20 protein-coding genes are annotated in these 15,895 nt (G+C 65.0%); 9 read left to right on the top strand and 11 right to left on the bottom strand.

All coding sequences use genetic code 11. From position 1 onward, the window contains the following. Positions 1 to 56: 56 nt before the first annotated feature. From FFS68_RS01330 to FFS68_RS01290, 9 genes are all read right to left on the bottom strand, one after another. Positions 57 to 683, bottom strand: coding sequence for a cell wall hydrolase (locus FFS68_RS01330; protein ID WP_249339961.1), 627 nt, complete (start codon positions 681 to 683; stop codon positions 57 to 59). Positions 684 to 918: 235 nt separating this feature from the next. Continuing rightward, entirely contained in the window at positions 919 to 1,257 is a 339-nt protein-coding gene (locus FFS68_RS01325) for a DUF1491 family protein (protein WP_137751497.1), read from the bottom strand. 21 nt (positions 1,258 to 1,278) lie between these two features. Continuing rightward, positions 1,279 to 1,743, bottom strand: a complete 465-nt coding sequence (locus FFS68_RS01320; protein ID WP_137751496.1) for a PTS sugar transporter subunit IIA — start codon at positions 1,741 to 1,743, stop codon at positions 1,279 to 1,281. Between the two features lie 149 nt (positions 1,744 to 1,892). Next, entirely contained in the window at positions 1,893 to 2,465 is a 573-nt protein-coding gene (gene raiA / locus FFS68_RS01315; RefSeq protein WP_137751495.1) for a ribosome-associated translation inhibitor RaiA, read from the bottom strand. Between the two features lie 46 nt (positions 2,466 to 2,511). After that, complete coding sequence (gene dnaQ, locus FFS68_RS01310; protein ID WP_137751494.1) at positions 2,512 to 3,216, bottom strand: DNA polymerase III subunit epsilon; 705 nt, start codon at positions 3,214 to 3,216, stop codon at positions 2,512 to 2,514. Positions 3,217 to 3,235: 19 nt separating this feature from the next. Beyond that, the gene (gene coaE / locus FFS68_RS01305) at positions 3,236 to 3,871 is read right to left on the bottom strand and encodes a dephospho-CoA kinase (protein ID WP_137751493.1); all 636 of its coding nucleotides are present in this window, start codon (positions 3,869 to 3,871) and stop codon (positions 3,236 to 3,238) included. After that, positions 3,868 to 4,683, bottom strand: coding sequence for a shikimate dehydrogenase (aroE, locus tag FFS68_RS01300; protein ID WP_137751492.1), 816 nt, complete (start codon positions 4,681 to 4,683; stop codon positions 3,868 to 3,870). The genes coaE and aroE overlap by 4 nt, the downstream gene beginning before the upstream one ends. Continuing rightward, positions 4,680 to 5,276, bottom strand: coding sequence for a Maf family protein (locus FFS68_RS01295; RefSeq protein ID WP_137751491.1), 597 nt, complete (start codon positions 5,274 to 5,276; stop codon positions 4,680 to 4,682). Before FFS68_RS01295 ends, aroE begins: the two co-directional genes overlap by 4 nt. Then, on the bottom strand, positions 5,273 to 6,085 hold the full coding sequence (locus FFS68_RS01290; protein ID WP_137751490.1) for a pyruvate, water dikinase regulatory protein: 813 nt from the start codon (positions 6,083 to 6,085) through the stop codon (positions 5,273 to 5,275). The genes FFS68_RS01295 and FFS68_RS01290 overlap by 4 nt, the downstream gene beginning before the upstream one ends. Before the next feature lie 350 nt (positions 6,086 to 6,435). On the opposite strand from FFS68_RS01290, the gene hemE reads away from it, so the two are divergent. The 6 genes from hemE to FFS68_RS01260 all read left to right on the top strand — a co-directional run bounded on the left by hemE (position 6,436) and on the right by FFS68_RS01260 (position 10,918). Beyond that, positions 6,436 to 7,464 carry a uroporphyrinogen decarboxylase gene (gene hemE / locus FFS68_RS01285; RefSeq protein ID WP_137751489.1) on the top strand — a complete coding sequence of 343 codons (1,029 nt, stop codon included), beginning with the start codon at positions 6,436 to 6,438 and terminating at the stop codon, positions 7,462 to 7,464. Between the two features lie 3 nt (positions 7,465 to 7,467). Then, positions 7,468 to 7,917, top strand: coding sequence for a CopD family protein (locus FFS68_RS01280; protein ID WP_137751488.1), 450 nt, complete (start codon positions 7,468 to 7,470; stop codon positions 7,915 to 7,917). 208 nt (positions 7,918 to 8,125) lie between these two features. Beyond that, a complete protein-coding gene (rho, locus tag FFS68_RS01275; protein ID WP_058539276.1) occupies positions 8,126 to 9,382 on the top strand; it encodes a transcription termination factor Rho in 1,257 nt (418 codons plus the stop codon). A gap of 15 nt (positions 9,383 to 9,397) precedes the next feature. Then, positions 9,398 to 9,688 carry an antibiotic biosynthesis monooxygenase gene (locus FFS68_RS01270; protein ID WP_137751487.1) on the top strand — a complete coding sequence of 97 codons (291 nt, stop codon included), beginning with the start codon at positions 9,398 to 9,400 and terminating at the stop codon, positions 9,686 to 9,688. Further along, entirely contained in the window at positions 9,685 to 10,410 is a 726-nt protein-coding gene (locus tag FFS68_RS01265) for a TerC family protein (protein ID WP_137751486.1), read from the top strand. The genes FFS68_RS01270 and FFS68_RS01265 overlap by 4 nt, the downstream gene beginning before the upstream one ends. 106 nt (positions 10,411 to 10,516) lie before the next feature. After that, positions 10,517 to 10,918, top strand: coding sequence for a DUF1489 family protein (locus FFS68_RS01260; RefSeq protein WP_137751485.1), 402 nt, complete (start codon positions 10,517 to 10,519; stop codon positions 10,916 to 10,918). A 13-nt stretch (positions 10,919 to 10,931) separates the two neighbouring features. On the opposite strand, the gene FFS68_RS01255 is transcribed toward FFS68_RS01260, so the two are convergent. Then, on the bottom strand, positions 10,932 to 11,327 hold the full coding sequence (locus FFS68_RS01255; protein ID WP_137751484.1) for a nuclear transport factor 2 family protein: 396 nt from the start codon (positions 11,325 to 11,327) through the stop codon (positions 10,932 to 10,934). Beyond that, the gene (locus FFS68_RS01250) at positions 11,324 to 12,022 is read right to left on the bottom strand and encodes a dienelactone hydrolase family protein (RefSeq protein ID WP_137751483.1); all 699 of its coding nucleotides are present in this window, start codon (positions 12,020 to 12,022) and stop codon (positions 11,324 to 11,326) included. Before FFS68_RS01250 ends, FFS68_RS01255 begins: the two co-directional genes overlap by 4 nt. 102 nt (positions 12,023 to 12,124) lie before the next feature. Here FFS68_RS01250 and FFS68_RS01245 point away from each other — a divergent pair, with 102 nt between their 5' ends. From FFS68_RS01245 to mnmG, 3 genes are all read left to right on the top strand, one after another. After that, entirely contained in the window at positions 12,125 to 12,433 is a 309-nt protein-coding gene (locus tag FFS68_RS01245) for a DUF6489 family protein (protein ID WP_137751554.1), read from the top strand. A gap of 23 nt (positions 12,434 to 12,456) precedes the next feature. Continuing rightward, positions 12,457 to 13,761 (top strand): tRNA uridine-5-carboxymethylaminomethyl(34) synthesis GTPase MnmE, encoded by a 1,305-nt coding sequence (mnmE, locus tag FFS68_RS01240; RefSeq protein ID WP_283214587.1) that lies wholly within the window; start codon positions 12,457 to 12,459, stop codon positions 13,759 to 13,761. A gap of 75 nt (positions 13,762 to 13,836) precedes the next feature. Beyond that, complete coding sequence (gene mnmG / locus FFS68_RS01235; protein WP_137751482.1) at positions 13,837 to 15,699, top strand: tRNA uridine-5-carboxymethylaminomethyl(34) synthesis enzyme MnmG; 1,863 nt, start codon at positions 13,837 to 13,839, stop codon at positions 15,697 to 15,699. Positions 15,700 to 15,895: the final 196 nt, after the last annotated feature.

Here is a 15,895-nt window from a genome sequence, read left to right as displayed (position 1 = left end):
CCACCAAATATGGCTTGGCAATGAATGGGATGCGGCCGCTGCCGGCGACGTGCGCCTCAGCGATAGAAGATGTGGTTGTCGATCTGCGCGATGCGCGTCTTGCGCCAGCCGGGCGAGACGTAGCGGGCGTGGAAGAACAACGCGCCCGGTGCATGATTCTTCCAGCTGCCGTCGCGGGCGATCTGTGCGATTGCGATAGCATTGTTCCACTGCGCGCCTTCGCGGATCGCCGGCATCTTGCCGCCGCGGACAAAGCTGAACTGGCTGCGCTGATGGACCACACCGCACAGGCTTTTGGGGAAGCGGCCCGACTGGGCGCGGTTGATCACGACGTGCGCGACCGCAAGCTGGCCAACGAGCGATTCGCCACGCGACTCGAAATAGACGGTGCCGGCAAGGCAGCGCAGCTCAGGATCCATGTCCGCCGGGCGAGGGGTCGCGGCGACCAGCGCCGCGAGCGATTCGGCGGTGACCGGCGCCGGTTTCGATTCGGGGGCCGGTGCTTCGTCGGTATTTTCGGTAATGCCGTCGATCGGCGTATCGGCCTTGATCGACAGATCCGCCTGTTCAGCCACAACCGGCGCATCGGCGCTAGGGGCGATCAGGGCGGGAAGATTGGCGTCGGCGGCAAGATCGCTTGCAAAGCCGGGTTCCGCCAAAAGCAGCATGGTGGCGGCAGTCATGCCGACGGCAGCCACGCTGGCCACGTTCAAAATACGACTCATAGTGTCCGTCAAAAGTGCGGCCGATGAACCGAAACTTTCAAAACAGGTGGGGGGCTATGGCCCAATACCGCCTGCGGTCATCGTCCGACTGCGTGTCCAACCCGGTTTTTCGGGACATCACCAAGGCGATGCAACCCACGGAACGACCTACGCGTTATCGAATGGGCGCTACTTATTGTGCGCTGCAACAGAGTCAAGTTAACGCGGCCCACTCCGCGACGAGTCGTGGCGCATCTGCGATATCCAGTTCAACGATCCACAAATCGGGATCGGCCTGTTGCCGCCGGTTCTGGTAGTTGGCGCGCGATTCACCATCCTTGGGGTCGTCCGGGCCGACCGCCTCCCAGATATAGTGGCCACTCGCCGAAAAACGCCGTTCGAGCAGCGGGCCGGGCACGCCGCGTTCGCGGCATTGGAGCAATATGGTCCCCGAATGCTCATCGCCCTTGGCGATCACGGTGGCAAAGCCACCAGCCGATTCGGTCCGGCGGAGCAACAGATCGACGAGAAAGCGGCTGGTCAGCCGCGGCATGGAATGGCCCGCGCCGCGGCGTTACGCCGCGTCACGCGTTTCGGTATCGGCGAGCAGCGCATACAGTGCTTCGTCACTCTTTGCACCGCGCAGTCGTTCGGCAATCGGTTCGTTGCGCAGCATCCGCGAGACGCCGGCGAGCGCCTTGAGATGGTCGGCGCCGGCATCGAGCGGCGACAGCAGGACAAACAGCAGATCGACCGGCAGACCATCGACCGCGTTGAAATCGATCGGGCGCGACAATTGCAGAAACAGGCCGCGCACCCCGGTCAGATCGGCCATTTTGGCGTGCGGCAGCGCGATACCGCGCCCGAATCCGGTCGAACCGAGCCGTTCGCGTTCGAGCAACGCTTCGCTGACTTCGCCCGCATCGAGGCCGAGCGAACGGCTGGCGAGATCGCCGACAAAGGGAAAAAGCGCCTTTTTCGAATCGAGCTGCACATGCGCACGGACGGTCGCGGGATAAAGAAGGGAAGAAAGGTTCATTGTTCTGGTCAAATCTGTGTAGCCGCCGGGCAGAGGGGCCGGCCGTTCCTGGGCAATCGATTGCGGATCGGTCGTACCGGCGCCCCGCCATACCGGCATAGGACGTGTTGGGCGCGGCCCTTATGCCGGTTGGCGGAGAAAATCCAGCCTTATCGTGGCTCGACCCAGCCGATCGTCCCGTCGTCGCGGCGATAGACCATGTTGTGCGCGCCGGTCTTGCTGTTGACGAACAGCAGCGCGTTGGTGTTGCGCAGGTCGAGCATCATCACCGCGTCGGACACGCTGCTGCTGGGAATATCGACCCGCGTTTCAGCGATGATCGCCGGCGCGTCGCCCGCATCCTCGTCATCGCCCGCGTCGAACACGGTGTAACCCGCATTGTCCTCGATCTCATCGACCGTCGGCGATGGCTGGGCCACGCCGTTGTTGTGGTCCTTCAATCGTCGCATATAGCGCCGCAGCTGCTTTTCGATGCGCTCGGCGGCGCCCTCGAACGCGACATGCGCGTCCTGCGCCTGGCCATGCCCCTTGAGCACCAACCCCTGCATCACATGCGCGACGATGTCGCACTGGAAACTGTCGTGCGGCCCTTTGCCAAAGGTCGCATGTGCCCCGATCGCGCGCGAGAAATATTTGTCGGCAATCGCGTTCATCCGGTCCGACACATGCGCCTGCAGCGCTTCGCCGGTTTCGATCTGGTGGCCAGAGACGCGGATTTCCATTGGTCTTCTCCTGCTATGTCCGATGCGATGACTTAAGGGAGAGTCATCACACCGTATCGAGCCACAGCGGCTGGTTCAGCCCTGCGACAAATTCGGCATGGCGCGCGAGGTCAGCGGCCGATGCCATATGGGGGCGAGGTTCACGAAAAGGACGGTCGGAGCCGCGCGGCGCGGCGGGGGTCGCGGCGCCGGGTGCGGCGGCAGCGCCGGTCGCGGCCGACGCCAATCCCAGCCCGATCTGTCGGCCGCCCGTCATTTCGATATACAGATGCGCGAGCAATTCGGCGTCGAGCAGCGCGCCATGCTTGACGCGGTGGCTGCGGTCGATGCCGTAACGGACGCACAGCGCATCGAGATTATGCTTGGCGCCGGGATGCAGCTTGCGCGCCATCTGCACGGTGCAGCACATCCGCGCCGGGTCGAGCGCGGGGCGGCCGACCCGCGCGAGTTCGGCGTTGACGAAGCCAAAGTCGAACGCAGCATTGTGCGCGACCAACGGCGCATCGCCCAGAAACTCCATCAATTCGTCGACACGCGCCGCAAACAGCGGCTTGTCCGCGAGGAACTGCATCGACAGGCCGTGCACCGCTTCGGCTTCGGCGGGCATGTCGCGCTCGGGATGAAAATAGGCGTGGAAGTTCCGGCCCGATTCGCGCCGGTCGATCAGTTCGATGCATCCGATTTCGACCAGCCGGTGTCCGGCCTTGGGGTCGAGGCCCGTGGTTTCCGTATCGAAGATAATCTCTCGCATTGAGCGATCAATCTGGACCCTATCGGGCGCGGAAACAAGAGGCGATGGCGCGAATCTGGCGATGCGTTTCGCTTTTCGGTCCGCCGGTTTCGATGATGAAGTCGGCGCGCGCGCGCTTGACGCGGTCGGGCACCTGCAGGCGGCGGATCGCCTTCAGCCGGGCATAGGTCATGCCCGGGCGGCGCATCACCCGCTTGGTCTGCATCCACGTCGGCGCCGATACGACCGCGATCGCACCGACGCGCCGCCAGCCGCCCTTTTCGAACAAGAGCGGGATGTCGAGCACAACAACCGCGCGAGCGCGATGCCGCGCCAGAAACCGTTTCTGCGCCTGAAACACCGCCGGATGGACGATCGCTTCAAGCGCGGCAAGTTCATGACGGTTGCCCAGCACCAGCGCCCCGAGCCTTTGCCGGTCAACGCCGCCGGGTCCGGTCGTGCCGGGAAAGCGCGCCTCGATCGCCGCGACCAGCGCGCCGCCCGGCCCCTGCAACCGGTGGACTTCGGCGTCGGCATCGAACACCGGCACGCCCTCGCGCTCGAACATCGCCGCGGCGGTCGATTTGCCCATGCCGATCGAACCGGTGAGGCCTAGGATGAAAGGCCGCCGCAGCCGCGAGCCGGGGCGTGGGCCAGGGTGGGGGCAGTGGATCATGCGGTCAGCAGCGCGCGCAGTTCGTCGTCGCGGCCTTCGGGCGGGGCGGCGCCGAAGAACAGCTCGAACGCGAGCGCGGCCTGTCCGATCAGCATGTCGAGCCCATCGACGGTGTCGAGCCCGCGCGCTTCGGCGGCTTTCAGCAGCCCGGTCTGGAGCGGCGAATAGACAAGGTCGTAGACGATCGCATCGTCGGCGAGCGGCGACAGGTCGAGGTCGAGCGGCGGCTGGCCCTTCATGCCGAGGCTGCTCGAATTGACGAGCAGCGATACGGGCGGCAGCTGCGCATCGAGCGCCACGACATCGCCCTTGAGCCCGAAGGTCGCGAGCAGACCCATCGCTTTCAATGGGCTGCGATTGAGGATGGTGACGGGGCCGACCTTGGCGCGCGCCAGCGCGAACAGCACCGCGCGCGCCGCGCCGCCCGCGCCGACCACCGCGACCGGCGCGCCCGCTAGATCGAGTTCGGCGAGCGGCGCGTAAAAGCCGGCTGCATCGGTGTTGGTGCCGATCAGCGCCCCGTCGGGCTGGCGCACGATCGTGTTCATCGCGCCGATCGTGCCGCGAATGTTGCCCGGATCGTCGACCAGATCCATCACCGCGGCCTTGTGCGGCATGGTGACGTTGCAGCCGCGCCAGTCGGCATCACCGCGGCGTTTGTCGATAAAGGCGGCGAGGTCTTCGGGCTTGATGTGGGCGCGGCGATAGTCGGCCGCGATACCAAGCGCGTCGAGCCAGAATGTGTGAATCAGCGGCGATTTCGACTGGGCGATCGGATCGCCGATCACCTCGGCATAAGGCGCGGCGCTCATGATGGAGCGACGCCCGTCGTGCGCAGCCACGCCAGCAACGGCAGCATCGGCATGCCGATAATCGTCCAGGGATCGCCCTCGATCTTTTCGAACAATTGCACGCCCGCTCCTTCGATTTCGTAACAGCCGACGGTCCAGCGGATGCTGTCCCAATGCTGCGCGACATAGGCGGCGATGAAGGCGTCGGACAAGGGGCGCATCCACAGCTTGGCCTCGCCGATCGCGCGCCACACCGGGGCGCCGTCGCGCGCCGCCACCGCGGCGCTGAACAGACGGTGGCGGCCTCCCGCCATGCGGCGAAGATGATCGGCCGCTTCGGCTGGACTTTCGGGCTTGGACAGCATCGCACCATCGTCGAGCGCGAGCGTCGAGTCGGCGCCGATGACCGTGACCCCCGGCAGCCGCGACGAGATTTTGACCGCTTTCGCCTCGGCCAGCGCGTCGGCGATGTTGCGCGGCGTCTGACCCGCGGCCCGCAGCGACGCGGTCAGCGCCTCCTCGTCGACATGCGCGGGGGTCGTTTCAAAATCGAGCCCGGCGGCGCGCAGCATCGCGGCGCGGCCGCTGCTTTGCGAGGCGAGCAGCAGCGTCATGCGGCGCCGCGATCCTCGACCAGCTTGATCACCGCGGCGGCGGTTTCTTCGATCGAGCGGCGGGTGACGTCGATCACCGGCCAGCCATTGTCGGCGAACATGCGGCGCGCATAAGCCAGCTCGGCCTTCACCCGCTCGTCGTCGACATAGGCGGTCTCGGGCGCCTGGTTGAGCGACAGCAGCCGGTTGCGCCGCACCTGGACCAGCCGGTCGAGTCCGGTGGTCAGCCCGACGATCATCGGACGTTTCAGACGGTACAAAGCATCGGGCGGCGGTGATTCGGGGACGATCGGGATGTTCGCGGTCTTAAAACCACGGTTGGCGAGATAGATGCTGGTCGGGGTCTTCGATGTGCGCGACACCCCGGCCAACACGATATCGGCCTGTTCCCAATTTTCCCAGCCAATGCCGTCGTCGTGCGCGACGGTAAACTGGATCGCCTCGACCCGCGCGAAATAGGCGGCATCGAGCTGATGCTGGCGCCCGGGGCGCGCCTTCGCTTCCTGGCCCAGCATCCGCGACAGCGCATCGGTCACCGCGTCGAGCGCGGGAACCAGCGGCAGATTGAGCGCCCCGGCGCGGCGTTCGAGGCTGACGCGCAGGTCACCATTGACCAGCGTGAACAGGATCATCCCCGGACTTGCCTGCACTTCGGCCATAATCCGGTCGAGATGCGATTCCGATCGCACCATCGGCCAGAAATGGCGCACCACCTCGACGTCGTCGAACTGCGCAATCGCCGCCTTGGCGATATTTTCGAGTGTCTCGCCCGTGGAGTCGGATATGAGATGAAGGTGGAGCCGGCCCATCGCGCCACCATGGCGGGACGCCGCGGAAAAAGGCAATCCCGGAACCGCTCGTCGATGCCGAAAAAGCGGCTGTGGATAAATATTGGAGAAGCGCGGGGACGGAATGGGGAGGGAGGATTCATCCCCGACCGTGTCGATTCCGCTCCACCACTTGTCCACAAGGGACAAATCTTATCCACAGGCTGTGAATATGGGGCAAAGCGGGGCGCGACTCTGTTGCGAGCGGCGATGCTGCGCGAGTCAAGCTGTTGGCAAAAACGACGCCCCCGCCTAAAGCCGCGCTGTCCGCCGACCAACAAACCACCACAATATTATCTAATCTATATATTGAAGAGAGAAAGAGGGGCCGTGTGAAGGCGTCACCGAAGAGCTTGCTGGCCGTGCTGCGCGGAACGCGGCAAACGCGCCCGCCCTTGTGGCTGATGCGCCAGGCTGGACGCTATCTGCCCGAATATCGCGCGCTGCGTGAGACCAAGGGCGGTTTCCTCGAGCTATGCTATGATCCCGAGGCCGCCGCGGAGGTGACCTTGCAACCGATCCGGCGGTTCGGGTTCGACGGATCGATCCTGTTTTCGGACATATTGATTGTCCCCCACGCGCTGGGCCAGACATTATGGTTCGAGGCGGGCGAGGGGCCGCGGCTGGCGCCGCCGCTGATCGACAGTGCGCTCACCGCGCTCGAAGCGGCGCCCGAGCGATTCGACCCTATCTATGCGACGGTGGCACGCGTGGCGGCGTCGCTCCCCGCCGAGACGACCTTTTTGGGCTTTGCGGGAAGTCCGTGGACCGTCGCGACTTACATGGTCGCCGGGCAGGGGTCGAAGGACCAGGCGACGACGCGGCGGCTGGCGTTCGGCGATCCCGCGGCGTTCCAGGCAATCATCGATGCGATCGTCGATGTCACGGTAACTTACCTGTCGGGGCAGATCGAACATGGCGTTGAGGCGGTGCAGCTGTTCGACAGCTGGGCCGGCAGCCTCAGCCCGGCGCAGTTCGAACGCTGGGTGATCGCGCCGAACGCAGAAATCGTCCGCCAGCTGAAGGCGATGCACCCCGACACCCCGGTGATCGGCTTTCCGAAGGGGGCCGGCGGCAAGCTGCGCGCCTATGCCGACGAAACAAAGGTCGATGCGATCGGTCTCGACGAGACGGTTGATCCCGATTGGGCCGAGCGCGTCCTGCCGCAACATCTGCCGGTGCAGGGCAATCTCGATCCGCTGGCGCTGGTGGCGGGCGGCGCGGCGCTGGACGCGGCGATCGACCGCATCCTTGCGGCGTTCCCGGCGCGTCCCCATATCTTTAACCTGGGTCATGGCATCGTGCCCGATACGCCGATCGCCCATGTCGAACATCTGATCAAACGCGTTCGCGGCGGATAATTTATGGCAGACTTGGCAGGTTTTTTGGGAGCGACGATGCTTTGGGTCAAAGCGGCGCACATCATTTTTGTCATTTTCCTGATGGCCGGCCTGTTCATGATGCCGCGCTTTTTTGTCTATCACCACCAATGCCCGGTCGGATCCGACGAGGACAAGAAGTGGATCGAGCGCGAAGACCGGCTGCGCCGCATCATTCTGAACCCGGCGCTGACGATCGTCTGGATTCTCGGCCTGCTGCTCGCCTTCAACGGCAATTATTGGGGCGAGATCTGGTTCATCGCCAAATTCACCCTCGTTCTTGCGCTGTCGGGCTATCACGGCTGGATGATCGGCTATTTCAAGAAACTGCAGCAGGGGTTGCGGCCGCTGACCGAAAAGCAGCTGCGGCTGCTCAACGAAGTGCCGGGTGTCGCCGCGGCGATCATTGTCATTCTGGCGGTCGTACGGCCCTGATCGCGCCCCGCTGGTACCGGGTTCGGGCGCAGCCCGATTGACTTGGCATTGCGCGAGGGATAGGGGCCATGGCAATCCCGCCAGCCGGGCGGCGCTTCCCAAGCGTCGGAGCTATCGCAAACGGTCGTCCCACGGCCGGATAGGCACCCCAGCGGTGCACTGAAAACCGACGGTATTTTCTCCATATATCTTACCCTGGAATCCATCCATGCATCTTAAAGAACTTAAAACCAAAGCCCCCGCCCAGCTTGTCGAAATGGCTGAAGAGCTGGGGGTCGAGGGTGCCTCGACGCTGCGCAAGCAGGACCTGATGTTCTCGATCCTGAAAGAACTCGCCGAAGAGGGCGAAGAAATCATCGGTTCGGGCACGATCGAGGTTTTGCCCGACTCGTTCGGCTTCCTGCGCTCGTCCGAAGCCAATTATCTTGCCGGTCCCGACGACATCTATGTCTCGCCGAACCAGGTCCGCAAATATGGCCTACGCACCGGTGACACCGTCGAAGGCGAAATCCGCGCGCCGCGCGACGGCGAGCGTTATTTTGCGCTCACCAAGTTGATCAGCGTCAATTTCGACGATCCCGACGTGGTTCGCCACCGCGTCAATTTCGACAATTTGACCCCGCTTTATCCGAACCAGAAGCTGTCGCTCGACACCGTTGACCCGACCGTCAAGGACAAGTCGGCGCGCGTCATCGACCTCGTCAGCCCGCAGGGCAAGGGCCAGCGCGCGCTGATCGTCGCGCCGCCGCGCACGGGTAAGACCGTGCTGCTGCAGAATATCGCCAAGGCGATCACCGACAACCATCCCGAGGTCTATCTGATCGTCCTGCTGGTCGACGAACGCCCCGAAGAAGTCACCGACATGCAGCGCAGCGTGAAGGGCGAGGTCGTCTCCTCGACCTTCGACGAACCCGCAACGCGCCACGTCCAGGTCGCCGAAATGGTGATCGAAAAGGCCAAGCGCCTGGTCGAGCACAAGAAGGATGTTGTCATCCTGCTCGATTCGATCACCCGCCTTGGCCGCGCCTATAACACCGTCGTTCCCTCGTCGGGCAAGGTGCTGACCGGCGGTGTCGACGCCAATGCGCTGCAGCGGCCGAAGCGCTTCTTCGGCGCCGCGCGCAACATCGAAGAAGGCGGTTCGCTGTCGATCATCGCCACCGCGCTGATCGATACCGGCAGCCGCATGGACGAAGTGATCTTTGAAGAATTCAAGGGCACCGGTAACTCGGAAATCGTCCTCGACCGCAAGGTCGCCGACAAGCGCATCTTCCCGTCGCTGGATGTCGGCAAGTCGGGCACTCGCAAGGAAGAATTGCTCGTCGAGAAGGACAAGCTCAGCAAGATGTGGGTGCTGCGCCGCATCCTGATGCAGATGGGCACCATCGACGCGATGGAATTCCTGCTCGACAAGATCAAGGATTCGAAGACCAACGAGGATTTCTTCGATTCGATGAATCAATAGTCGCGCCCGGGCGCGATGATCGTCGAACAGGCCCTGTTGCAGGTTCGGCCCGGGCAGGGCGCCGCTTTCGAGCGCGCCCTGGCCACCGCCCGCCCGCTGATCGCCGCCTCGCCCGGTTTTTTGGGCATGGATGTGCGACGCGGGTGCGAAGCGGTGGAAACCTACTTGCTGATCGTGCATTGGGACCGCATGGAAGACCATCGCGATGGTTTCCGCCGCTCGGATCGCTACGAGCAATGGCGGGCGCTGTTGCATCCCTTTTATGACCCGATGCCGGTCGTGCGTTATTTCGGAGAGCCTGTGTGATTGACCTGTTGTTGACCGCCGCCACCACGGCCGCGCAGGGGCTGGGTGGCCCGTCGGAAATCTGGGGCCATATCGTCAATGATTTTTCGAACATCACCGAACCCGCCGCCATGGCGGCGTTTTTGCAGGTGCTGCTGATCGATCTCGTGCTCGCGGGCGACAATGCGATCGTCGTCGGTGCCCTCGCGGCAGGCCTGCCTGCCGACCAGCGTCGCAAGGTGATCATCATCGGCGTTCTGGCCGCGCTGGTGCTGCGGATTGCCTTTGCCCTCGTCGTCACCCAGCTGCTCCAGATCGTCGGGTTGATCTTTGTGGGTGGGCTCCTGCTCGCCTGGGTGGCCTGGAAAATGTGGCGCGAACTGCGCGAAGGCGCCCATTCGGCCGGATCGCCCGAAGTCGCGGGCGATGAGCATTCGGGCCTGAAACCCGCCAAGAGCTTTGCCGCCGCCGCCTGGGCGGTTGCCATTGCCGACGTGTCGATGAGCCTCGACAACGTCCTTGCGGTCGCCGGCGCGGCGCGTGATCACCCGGGGATCATGATCGTCGGCCTGATCGTTGCGGTCATCCTGATGGGCGTCGCTGCGAACATCATCGCCAAATATATCGAACGCTATCGCTGGATCGCCTATTTCGGCCTGGCGGTGATCGTCTATGTCGCGGTCAAGATGATCTACGACGGCTGGGTCGACCCGTCGGTCGGGCTGGGCACGCTGCTCGGCTAAGGCAAGACAAGATGCATCATCGCGTGGCCGGCCGACGGCCAGCCGCGCGACGGCATCGTCGGGGTGACGGCTTGGTTTTGGCCGCCGCCATCCCCATTTGGCTGATATGCCCCCACTCCATCTCACCAAGGTCGCGGTCGGTTGCGCGCATGTCGAGACCTTTGCGCGCCGGGTAGCGACGCGCGTTCGCGACGGCGAGTTACGCGTGCCGACGCGGATGCGGCCGAAGCGGATGGACGAGCTGGTCGGTGGCTATCTGCACTGGATCATCAAGCACCGGATCGTCGCGCGGCAGCAGATCCTGCGCTTCGACGATCGCAAGGACGGCCGGATCGACATCGTCTGCGCCGCCGAGGTTGAAATCCTGCCGCCGCTATCAAAACGCGCGCACCAGGGGTGGCGCTATCTGGCCGATGAGGATGCGCCGAAAGGCATGGCCGACCATGACGGGGTCGCCGACCTGCCGCCGCACCTCTATCGCGAGCTGGCGGCGTTGATGCTGATCTAGTGCGGGTTGCCGGCTACCCTTGCGCGGCGAGCATTTCGCCCATCTTTTCCCAGACCTTGTTGATCGCCTTGAGTGGGCGAACCATCACCTTGAAATCGATGATTTTTCCGTCATTGTTCCAGCGGATGATATCGACGCCGTTGATGTGGATGCCGTCGAGGGTGGTGGCGAATTCGAGCATTGCCTGATTGCCGTCGATGATCTCGCGCTCGTAACGGAAGTCGTCGCCGCCGAGGACATGGCTTGCGGCGTGCAGATAGGCGAAGACCTTGTCGCGCCCGGCCTGCGGTGAGTGGACGACGGGCGAGTGGAACACCGCGTTCTCGGCGAGCATTTCGCGAAGTGTCTGCGGATCGCCGCCGCCCTCCATATAAGCGTGCCAGGCGGCGACACCTGCGGCGGCAGTCATGCCAGATGCTCGGTGAAAAACGCTTTGGTGCGTCCATCGGCAAGCTGCGCCGCCGCCTCGTCGCGGCGATTGCCGCCGGTCGCGGCAAAGCCGTGGTCGAGCCCGGGATAGTCGTGGAGCGTGACCTTGGGATGCGGGTCGAGCCCTTCGTGCATCTTGGCCTGCGCTTCCGGGCCGACGAGATGATCCATCGTCGGGATGTGGAGCATCAGCGGATGCGCGATCGCGTGGCTTTCATTCAGCATCTGATCGATCATCACGCCATAATAGCCGACCGATGCATTCACGTCGGTGCGCGCTGCGGCCATATAGGCGAGCCGCCCGCCAAGGCAGAAGCCGACGCAGCCGACTTTGACGGCGCCCTGCGCGTGGAGCCAGCGGATCGCCGCCTCGATGTCCTGAACCCCGTCGTCGGCGTCATATTGGCCGAAATAGCCGAAGGCTTCCTGCAATTCGGCCTCGACATCGGGATCGAGCTCGACCCCGGGGGCAAAGCGCCAGAACAGGTCGGGGGCGATCGCCAGATAGCCTTGCGCGGCCCAGTCATCGCATTTTTCGCGGATCCCGGCGTTCACCCCAAAGATTTCGGGAATGACGATGATCGCGGGCGAGCCGTCGGCGTCGGGACGCGCGACATAGGCGGGGATCGCGCCTGTCCCGTCGAGCGCGGGGATGGAGATGTTCGTCGCGGGCATGGTGGCTCCTGACTCTTGCTAAATGGCGTTGAAAGCGCGAAGCTAGCGGGGCTGCGGGCATGGCTCAAGCGGCTTACCGGCATTTCGGGGCGGAGACAGGCGATGAAGTTCAATATCGAGATCGATTGCACCCCCGAAGAGGCGCGGCAATTGTTCGGGCTGCCAAATCTGGAGCCGCTGCACGACATCTACCTCGACCGGGTCAAGGAGTTGATGGCGAAGGGGATCACTCCCGACATGGTGCAGGCGATGGTGAAGACCTGGGTACCGATGGGCGAAAGCGGCTTGGGGCTGGTCCAGTCGCTGCTCGGTCAGTTCGGCGGCGGGCTGATGGGCGGGGCGAGCAACGCGGCCGGAAAATCCGCGGCTGGGGCCGACGACGACAAGCCCGCGCGGGGGCGCAAGAGCTGAACCAAGCCAGCGTAAGCGACACGATTTTCGCGCTGTCGAGCGGGATGCCGCCGGCGGCGATCGCGGTCGTGCGAATCAGCGGGGCGCAGGCAGGAGAGGCGTTACGGGCGCTTGCCGGGCGCTTGCCATCGCCGCGGCGGGCCACGCTGGCCGATCTCAAGTCTCTCGCAGGCGCGCCGCTCGATCGTGCCTTGGTCCTCTGGTTCCCCGGACCGGCGACGGCGACCGGCGAAGATCTGGCCGAGCTACATTTGCATGGCGGCCGCGCTGTCGTGGCGGCGGTCGAAACGGCGCTGGCGACGCTGCCGGGGCTGCGGCGTGCCGAGGCGGGCGAGTTTACCCGGCGCGCGTTCCTCAACGGGCGGATTGACCTCGCCGAGGCCGAGGGGCTGGCCGACCTGCTCGCGGCCGAGACCGAGAGCCAGCGGGTGCAGGCGCTCGGGCTGGCGAGCGGGCATGTGTCGCGCGCTGTGGCGGGGTGGCAGGATCGCTTGCTGACGCTGATGGCGGGGGCCGAGGCCGAGCTGAATTTTGCCGATGAGGATGATGTCGAAGTTGGCGACGCCGTCGCGCGGCGGTTGATTGCGGGAATGGGCGGGCTGGCGGACGAACTGGGCGGGTGGCTGGCGCGACCCGCCGCCGAGGTGATCGCCGAGGGATTGTCGGTGGTCATTGCGGGGCCGCCGAATGCCGGAAAATCGACTTTAATCAATGCTTTGGCTCAGAGGGAGCTGGCAATCGTGTCGCCGGTCGCGGGGACGACGCGCGATGTGATCGAGACCCCGTTGGCACTCGACGGGATCGCGATGCGCTTTTCGGATACCGCGGGACTGCGCGGGGACAGTGTCGATACGATCGAGATGATCGGGATCGACCGTGCGAAGGCGGCGGTCGAGGCGGCGGACATAATATTGTGGCTGGGGCCGCCGCATGATGTCCCGGACCACCCGCGCGCGATCCTGATCGCGGCGCAGGCCGACCGCTGGAAGGGCGACGCCGCGGCCGAAGCCGCGGCGGCGCGGTGCGACCTGATGCTGTCGGCGGCGACGGGTGAGGGGATGGACAGGCTGCATCGGTTGATCGTCGAGATGGCGCGGACATTGTTGCCGCGCGAAGGGGAGGCGGCGCTGCGTCAGCGCCAGCGCGCCGCGCTGGGCGAGGCGCGCGATTGGCTGCGGATCGAAGCGGGGTCGCGCGAGGCGGGCGACCTGATCCTGCTCGCCGAACGGCTGCGGCTGGCGAGCGGGGCGCTCGACCGGATCACCGGACGAGCGGGGGTGGAAGATATGCTCGACACTTTGTTTGGACGTTTCTGCATCGGAAAATGATGTTTCACGTGAAACATCGCTTCGGTCGTACGGCGATGGATTCGGCGCTGCATTTGGGCTAAGGGCGCTGCGATCATGCACAGCAGCACCATATATGATGTCATCGTCGTCGGCGGTGGCCATGCCGGAACCGAAGCCGCCGCTGCCGCGGCGCGGCTCGGCGCGCGCGTCGCGCTGGTCAGTTTCGATCCGGCGCTGATTGGGACGATGTCGTGCAACCCAGCGATCGGCGGGCTCGGCAAAGGGCATCTGATGCGCGAGGTCGACGCGCTCGACGGCTGGATGGCGCGCGCCGCCGATCATGCTGCGATCCATTACCGGATGCTCAATGCGTCGAAGGGCGCCGCGGTGCAGGGGCCGCGCGTCCAGGCCGACCGGACGCGCTACCGCGATGCGATCCAGCGCCTGCTGGCGGCCGAGGATGGCATCACGGTCATCGCCGGGGAAGCCGCCGCGCTGCGGTTGTCCGCCGACGGGGCGACGGTCGCCGGGCTTGCGCTCGGCGACGGAACGGTGCTGACCACGCCCGCGGTGGTGCTGGCGACCGGCACCTTTCTGGGCGGGCGGATGTTCCGCGGCGAGGAGCGGATGGTCGGCGGGCGCATCGGCGAGGATGGCGCGCATCGGCTGGCGGCGCAGTTGCGCGCCGCCGATCTGCCGATGGCGCGGCTGAAGACCGGGACGCCGCCGCGGCTCGACGGGCGGACGATCGACTGGGCGCGGCTCGAAGAACAGCCGTCGGACGGCGGGACATGGACCTGTTCCACGTGGAACAGCGCACGGATGGTGCCGCAGATTTTTTGCGCGATCACGCGCACCAACGCCGAGTCGCATGCGATCATTGCTGATAATCTTCATCGCTCACCGCTGTTTACGGGCGCGATCGGGGCGGCGGGGCCGCGCTATTGCCCGTCGATCGAGGACAAGATCCACCGTTTTGCCGATCGCGACGGGCACCAGGTGTTTCTGGAGCCCGAGGGGCTCGACACGCACCTCGTCTATCCGAATGGCATTTCGACCTCGTTGCCCGCCGACGTCCAGCTCGCCATGCTGCGCACGATCGAGGGGCTGGAGGCGGTCGAGATGGTCGTTCCCGGCTATGCGGTCGAATATGACCATATCGATCCGCGCGCGCTCGACCGGACGTTGCAGGTTCGCGCGATGTCCGGGCTTTATTGCGCGGGGCAGATCAACGGGACGACCGGATATGAAGAGGCCGCGGCGCAGGGGCTGATCGCGGGCGCCAACGCGGCGCTGGCGGGGCAGGGACGTGCGCCGCTGATCCTCGACCGATCCGAATCCTACATCGGGGTGATGGTCGACGATCTGGTGTTGCAGGGGGTGACGGAGCCGTATCGGATGCTCACCGCGCGCGCCGAATACCGGCTGCGGCTCCGGGCTGATAACGCGGCGACGCGACTCACGCCGAAGGGAATTGCGCTGGGGCTGGTGCGTCCGGCGACGGCGACGCTGTTCGCGGCGCGGCAGGCCGAGCGTGCGAAAGCCGAAGCCTTGCTCGCGGTGCCGGTGATGAGCGCCGATTATGGCGTGATCGGGATGGCGATCCCCGGCGACGGGATCGCGCGGACGCGGATCGAACTGCTGCGCTTTCCCGATGTGACGATTGCGACCTTGGCGCAGCTGGCACCCGAACTAGACGTGATCGATCCGACGATCCTCGCCGAGCTGGTCGAGGATGCGCATTATGCGCCTTACATCGCGCGGCAGGATGCCGAGTTGCGGTCGTTGGCGGCGAACGAGTCGATTCTGCTCGATCCGGCGCTCGACTACGCCGCGATCGGCGGGCTGTCGCGCGAGATGGTCGAGCGGCTGAGCAAGGCGCGGCCGGAGACCTTGGGGCAGGCAGCACGGATCGATGGGGTGACCCCGGCGGCGTTGACCGCGATCATGGTGCATAGCCGGCGGCGGGCGGCTTGAGGTCGCGGGCGGCAGGCTATTGGAATCTCACACAAAGACACAAAGAGGGCGGTTTTGGCCTAGGCAACAGGTTCTGGGTTTCGCGCGAAGCGCTATACCGATGGGTGTCTCGACTTCGCTCGACACGAACGGAAACTGAGGTGAGTGACTATGCCTGTGAAGCACGTGGGGTGATGCCTGACGCGACATCTTTGTG

Source organism: Sphingopyxis sp. L1A2A (assembly GCF_005502465.1).
Taxonomy (GTDB): Bacteria; Pseudomonadota; Alphaproteobacteria; order Sphingomonadales; family Sphingomonadaceae; genus Sphingopyxis.
The sequence above is the reverse complement of the archived record's forward strand: the minus strand, read 5'-3'. Positions and strand labels throughout refer to the sequence as shown.

Excerpts from the sequence above, each read along its gene's own strand:
- FFS68_RS01330 (WP_249339961.1), bottom strand. The coding sequence starts at position 683 with ATGACTGCCGCCACCATGCTGCTTTTGGCGGAACCCGGCTTTGCAAGC.
- FFS68_RS01325 (WP_137751497.1), bottom strand. The coding sequence starts at position 1,257 with ATGCCGCGGCTGACCAGCCGCTTTCTCGTCGATCTGTTGCTCCGCCGG.
- FFS68_RS01320 (WP_137751496.1), bottom strand. The coding sequence starts at position 1,743 with ATGAACCTTTCTTCCCTTCTTTATCCCGCGACCGTCCGTGCGCATGTG.
- raiA (WP_137751495.1), bottom strand. The coding sequence starts at position 2,465 with ATGGAAATCCGCGTCTCTGGCCACCAGATCGAAACCGGCGAAGCGCTG.
- dnaQ (WP_137751494.1), bottom strand. The coding sequence starts at position 3,216 with ATGCGAGAGATTATCTTCGATACGGAAACCACGGGCCTCGACCCCAAG.
- coaE (WP_137751493.1), bottom strand. The coding sequence starts at position 3,871 with ATGATCCACTGCCCCCACCCTGGCCCACGCCCCGGCTCGCGGCTGCGG.
- aroE (WP_137751492.1), bottom strand. The coding sequence starts at position 4,683 with ATGAGCGCCGCGCCTTATGCCGAGGTGATCGGCGATCCGATCGCCCAG.
- FFS68_RS01295 (WP_137751491.1), bottom strand. The coding sequence starts at position 5,276 with ATGACGCTGCTGCTCGCCTCGCAAAGCAGCGGCCGCGCCGCGATGCTG.
- FFS68_RS01290 (WP_137751490.1), bottom strand. The coding sequence starts at position 6,085 with ATGGGCCGGCTCCACCTTCATCTCATATCCGACTCCACGGGCGAGACA.
- FFS68_RS01280 (WP_137751488.1), top strand. The coding sequence starts at position 7,468 with ATGGCAGACTTGGCAGGTTTTTTGGGAGCGACGATGCTTTGGGTCAAA.
- rho (WP_058539276.1), top strand. The coding sequence starts at position 8,126 with ATGCATCTTAAAGAACTTAAAACCAAAGCCCCCGCCCAGCTTGTCGAA.
- FFS68_RS01270 (WP_137751487.1), top strand. The coding sequence starts at position 9,398 with ATGATCGTCGAACAGGCCCTGTTGCAGGTTCGGCCCGGGCAGGGCGCC.
- FFS68_RS01260 (WP_137751485.1), top strand. The coding sequence starts at position 10,517 with ATGCCCCCACTCCATCTCACCAAGGTCGCGGTCGGTTGCGCGCATGTC.
- FFS68_RS01255 (WP_137751484.1), bottom strand. The coding sequence starts at position 11,327 with ATGACTGCCGCCGCAGGTGTCGCCGCCTGGCACGCTTATATGGAGGGC.
- FFS68_RS01250 (WP_137751483.1), bottom strand. The coding sequence starts at position 12,022 with ATGCCCGCGACGAACATCTCCATCCCCGCGCTCGACGGGACAGGCGCG.
- FFS68_RS01245 (WP_137751554.1), top strand. The coding sequence starts at position 12,125 with ATGAAGTTCAATATCGAGATCGATTGCACCCCCGAAGAGGCGCGGCAA.
- mnmG (WP_137751482.1), top strand. The coding sequence starts at position 13,837 with ATGCACAGCAGCACCATATATGATGTCATCGTCGTCGGCGGTGGCCAT.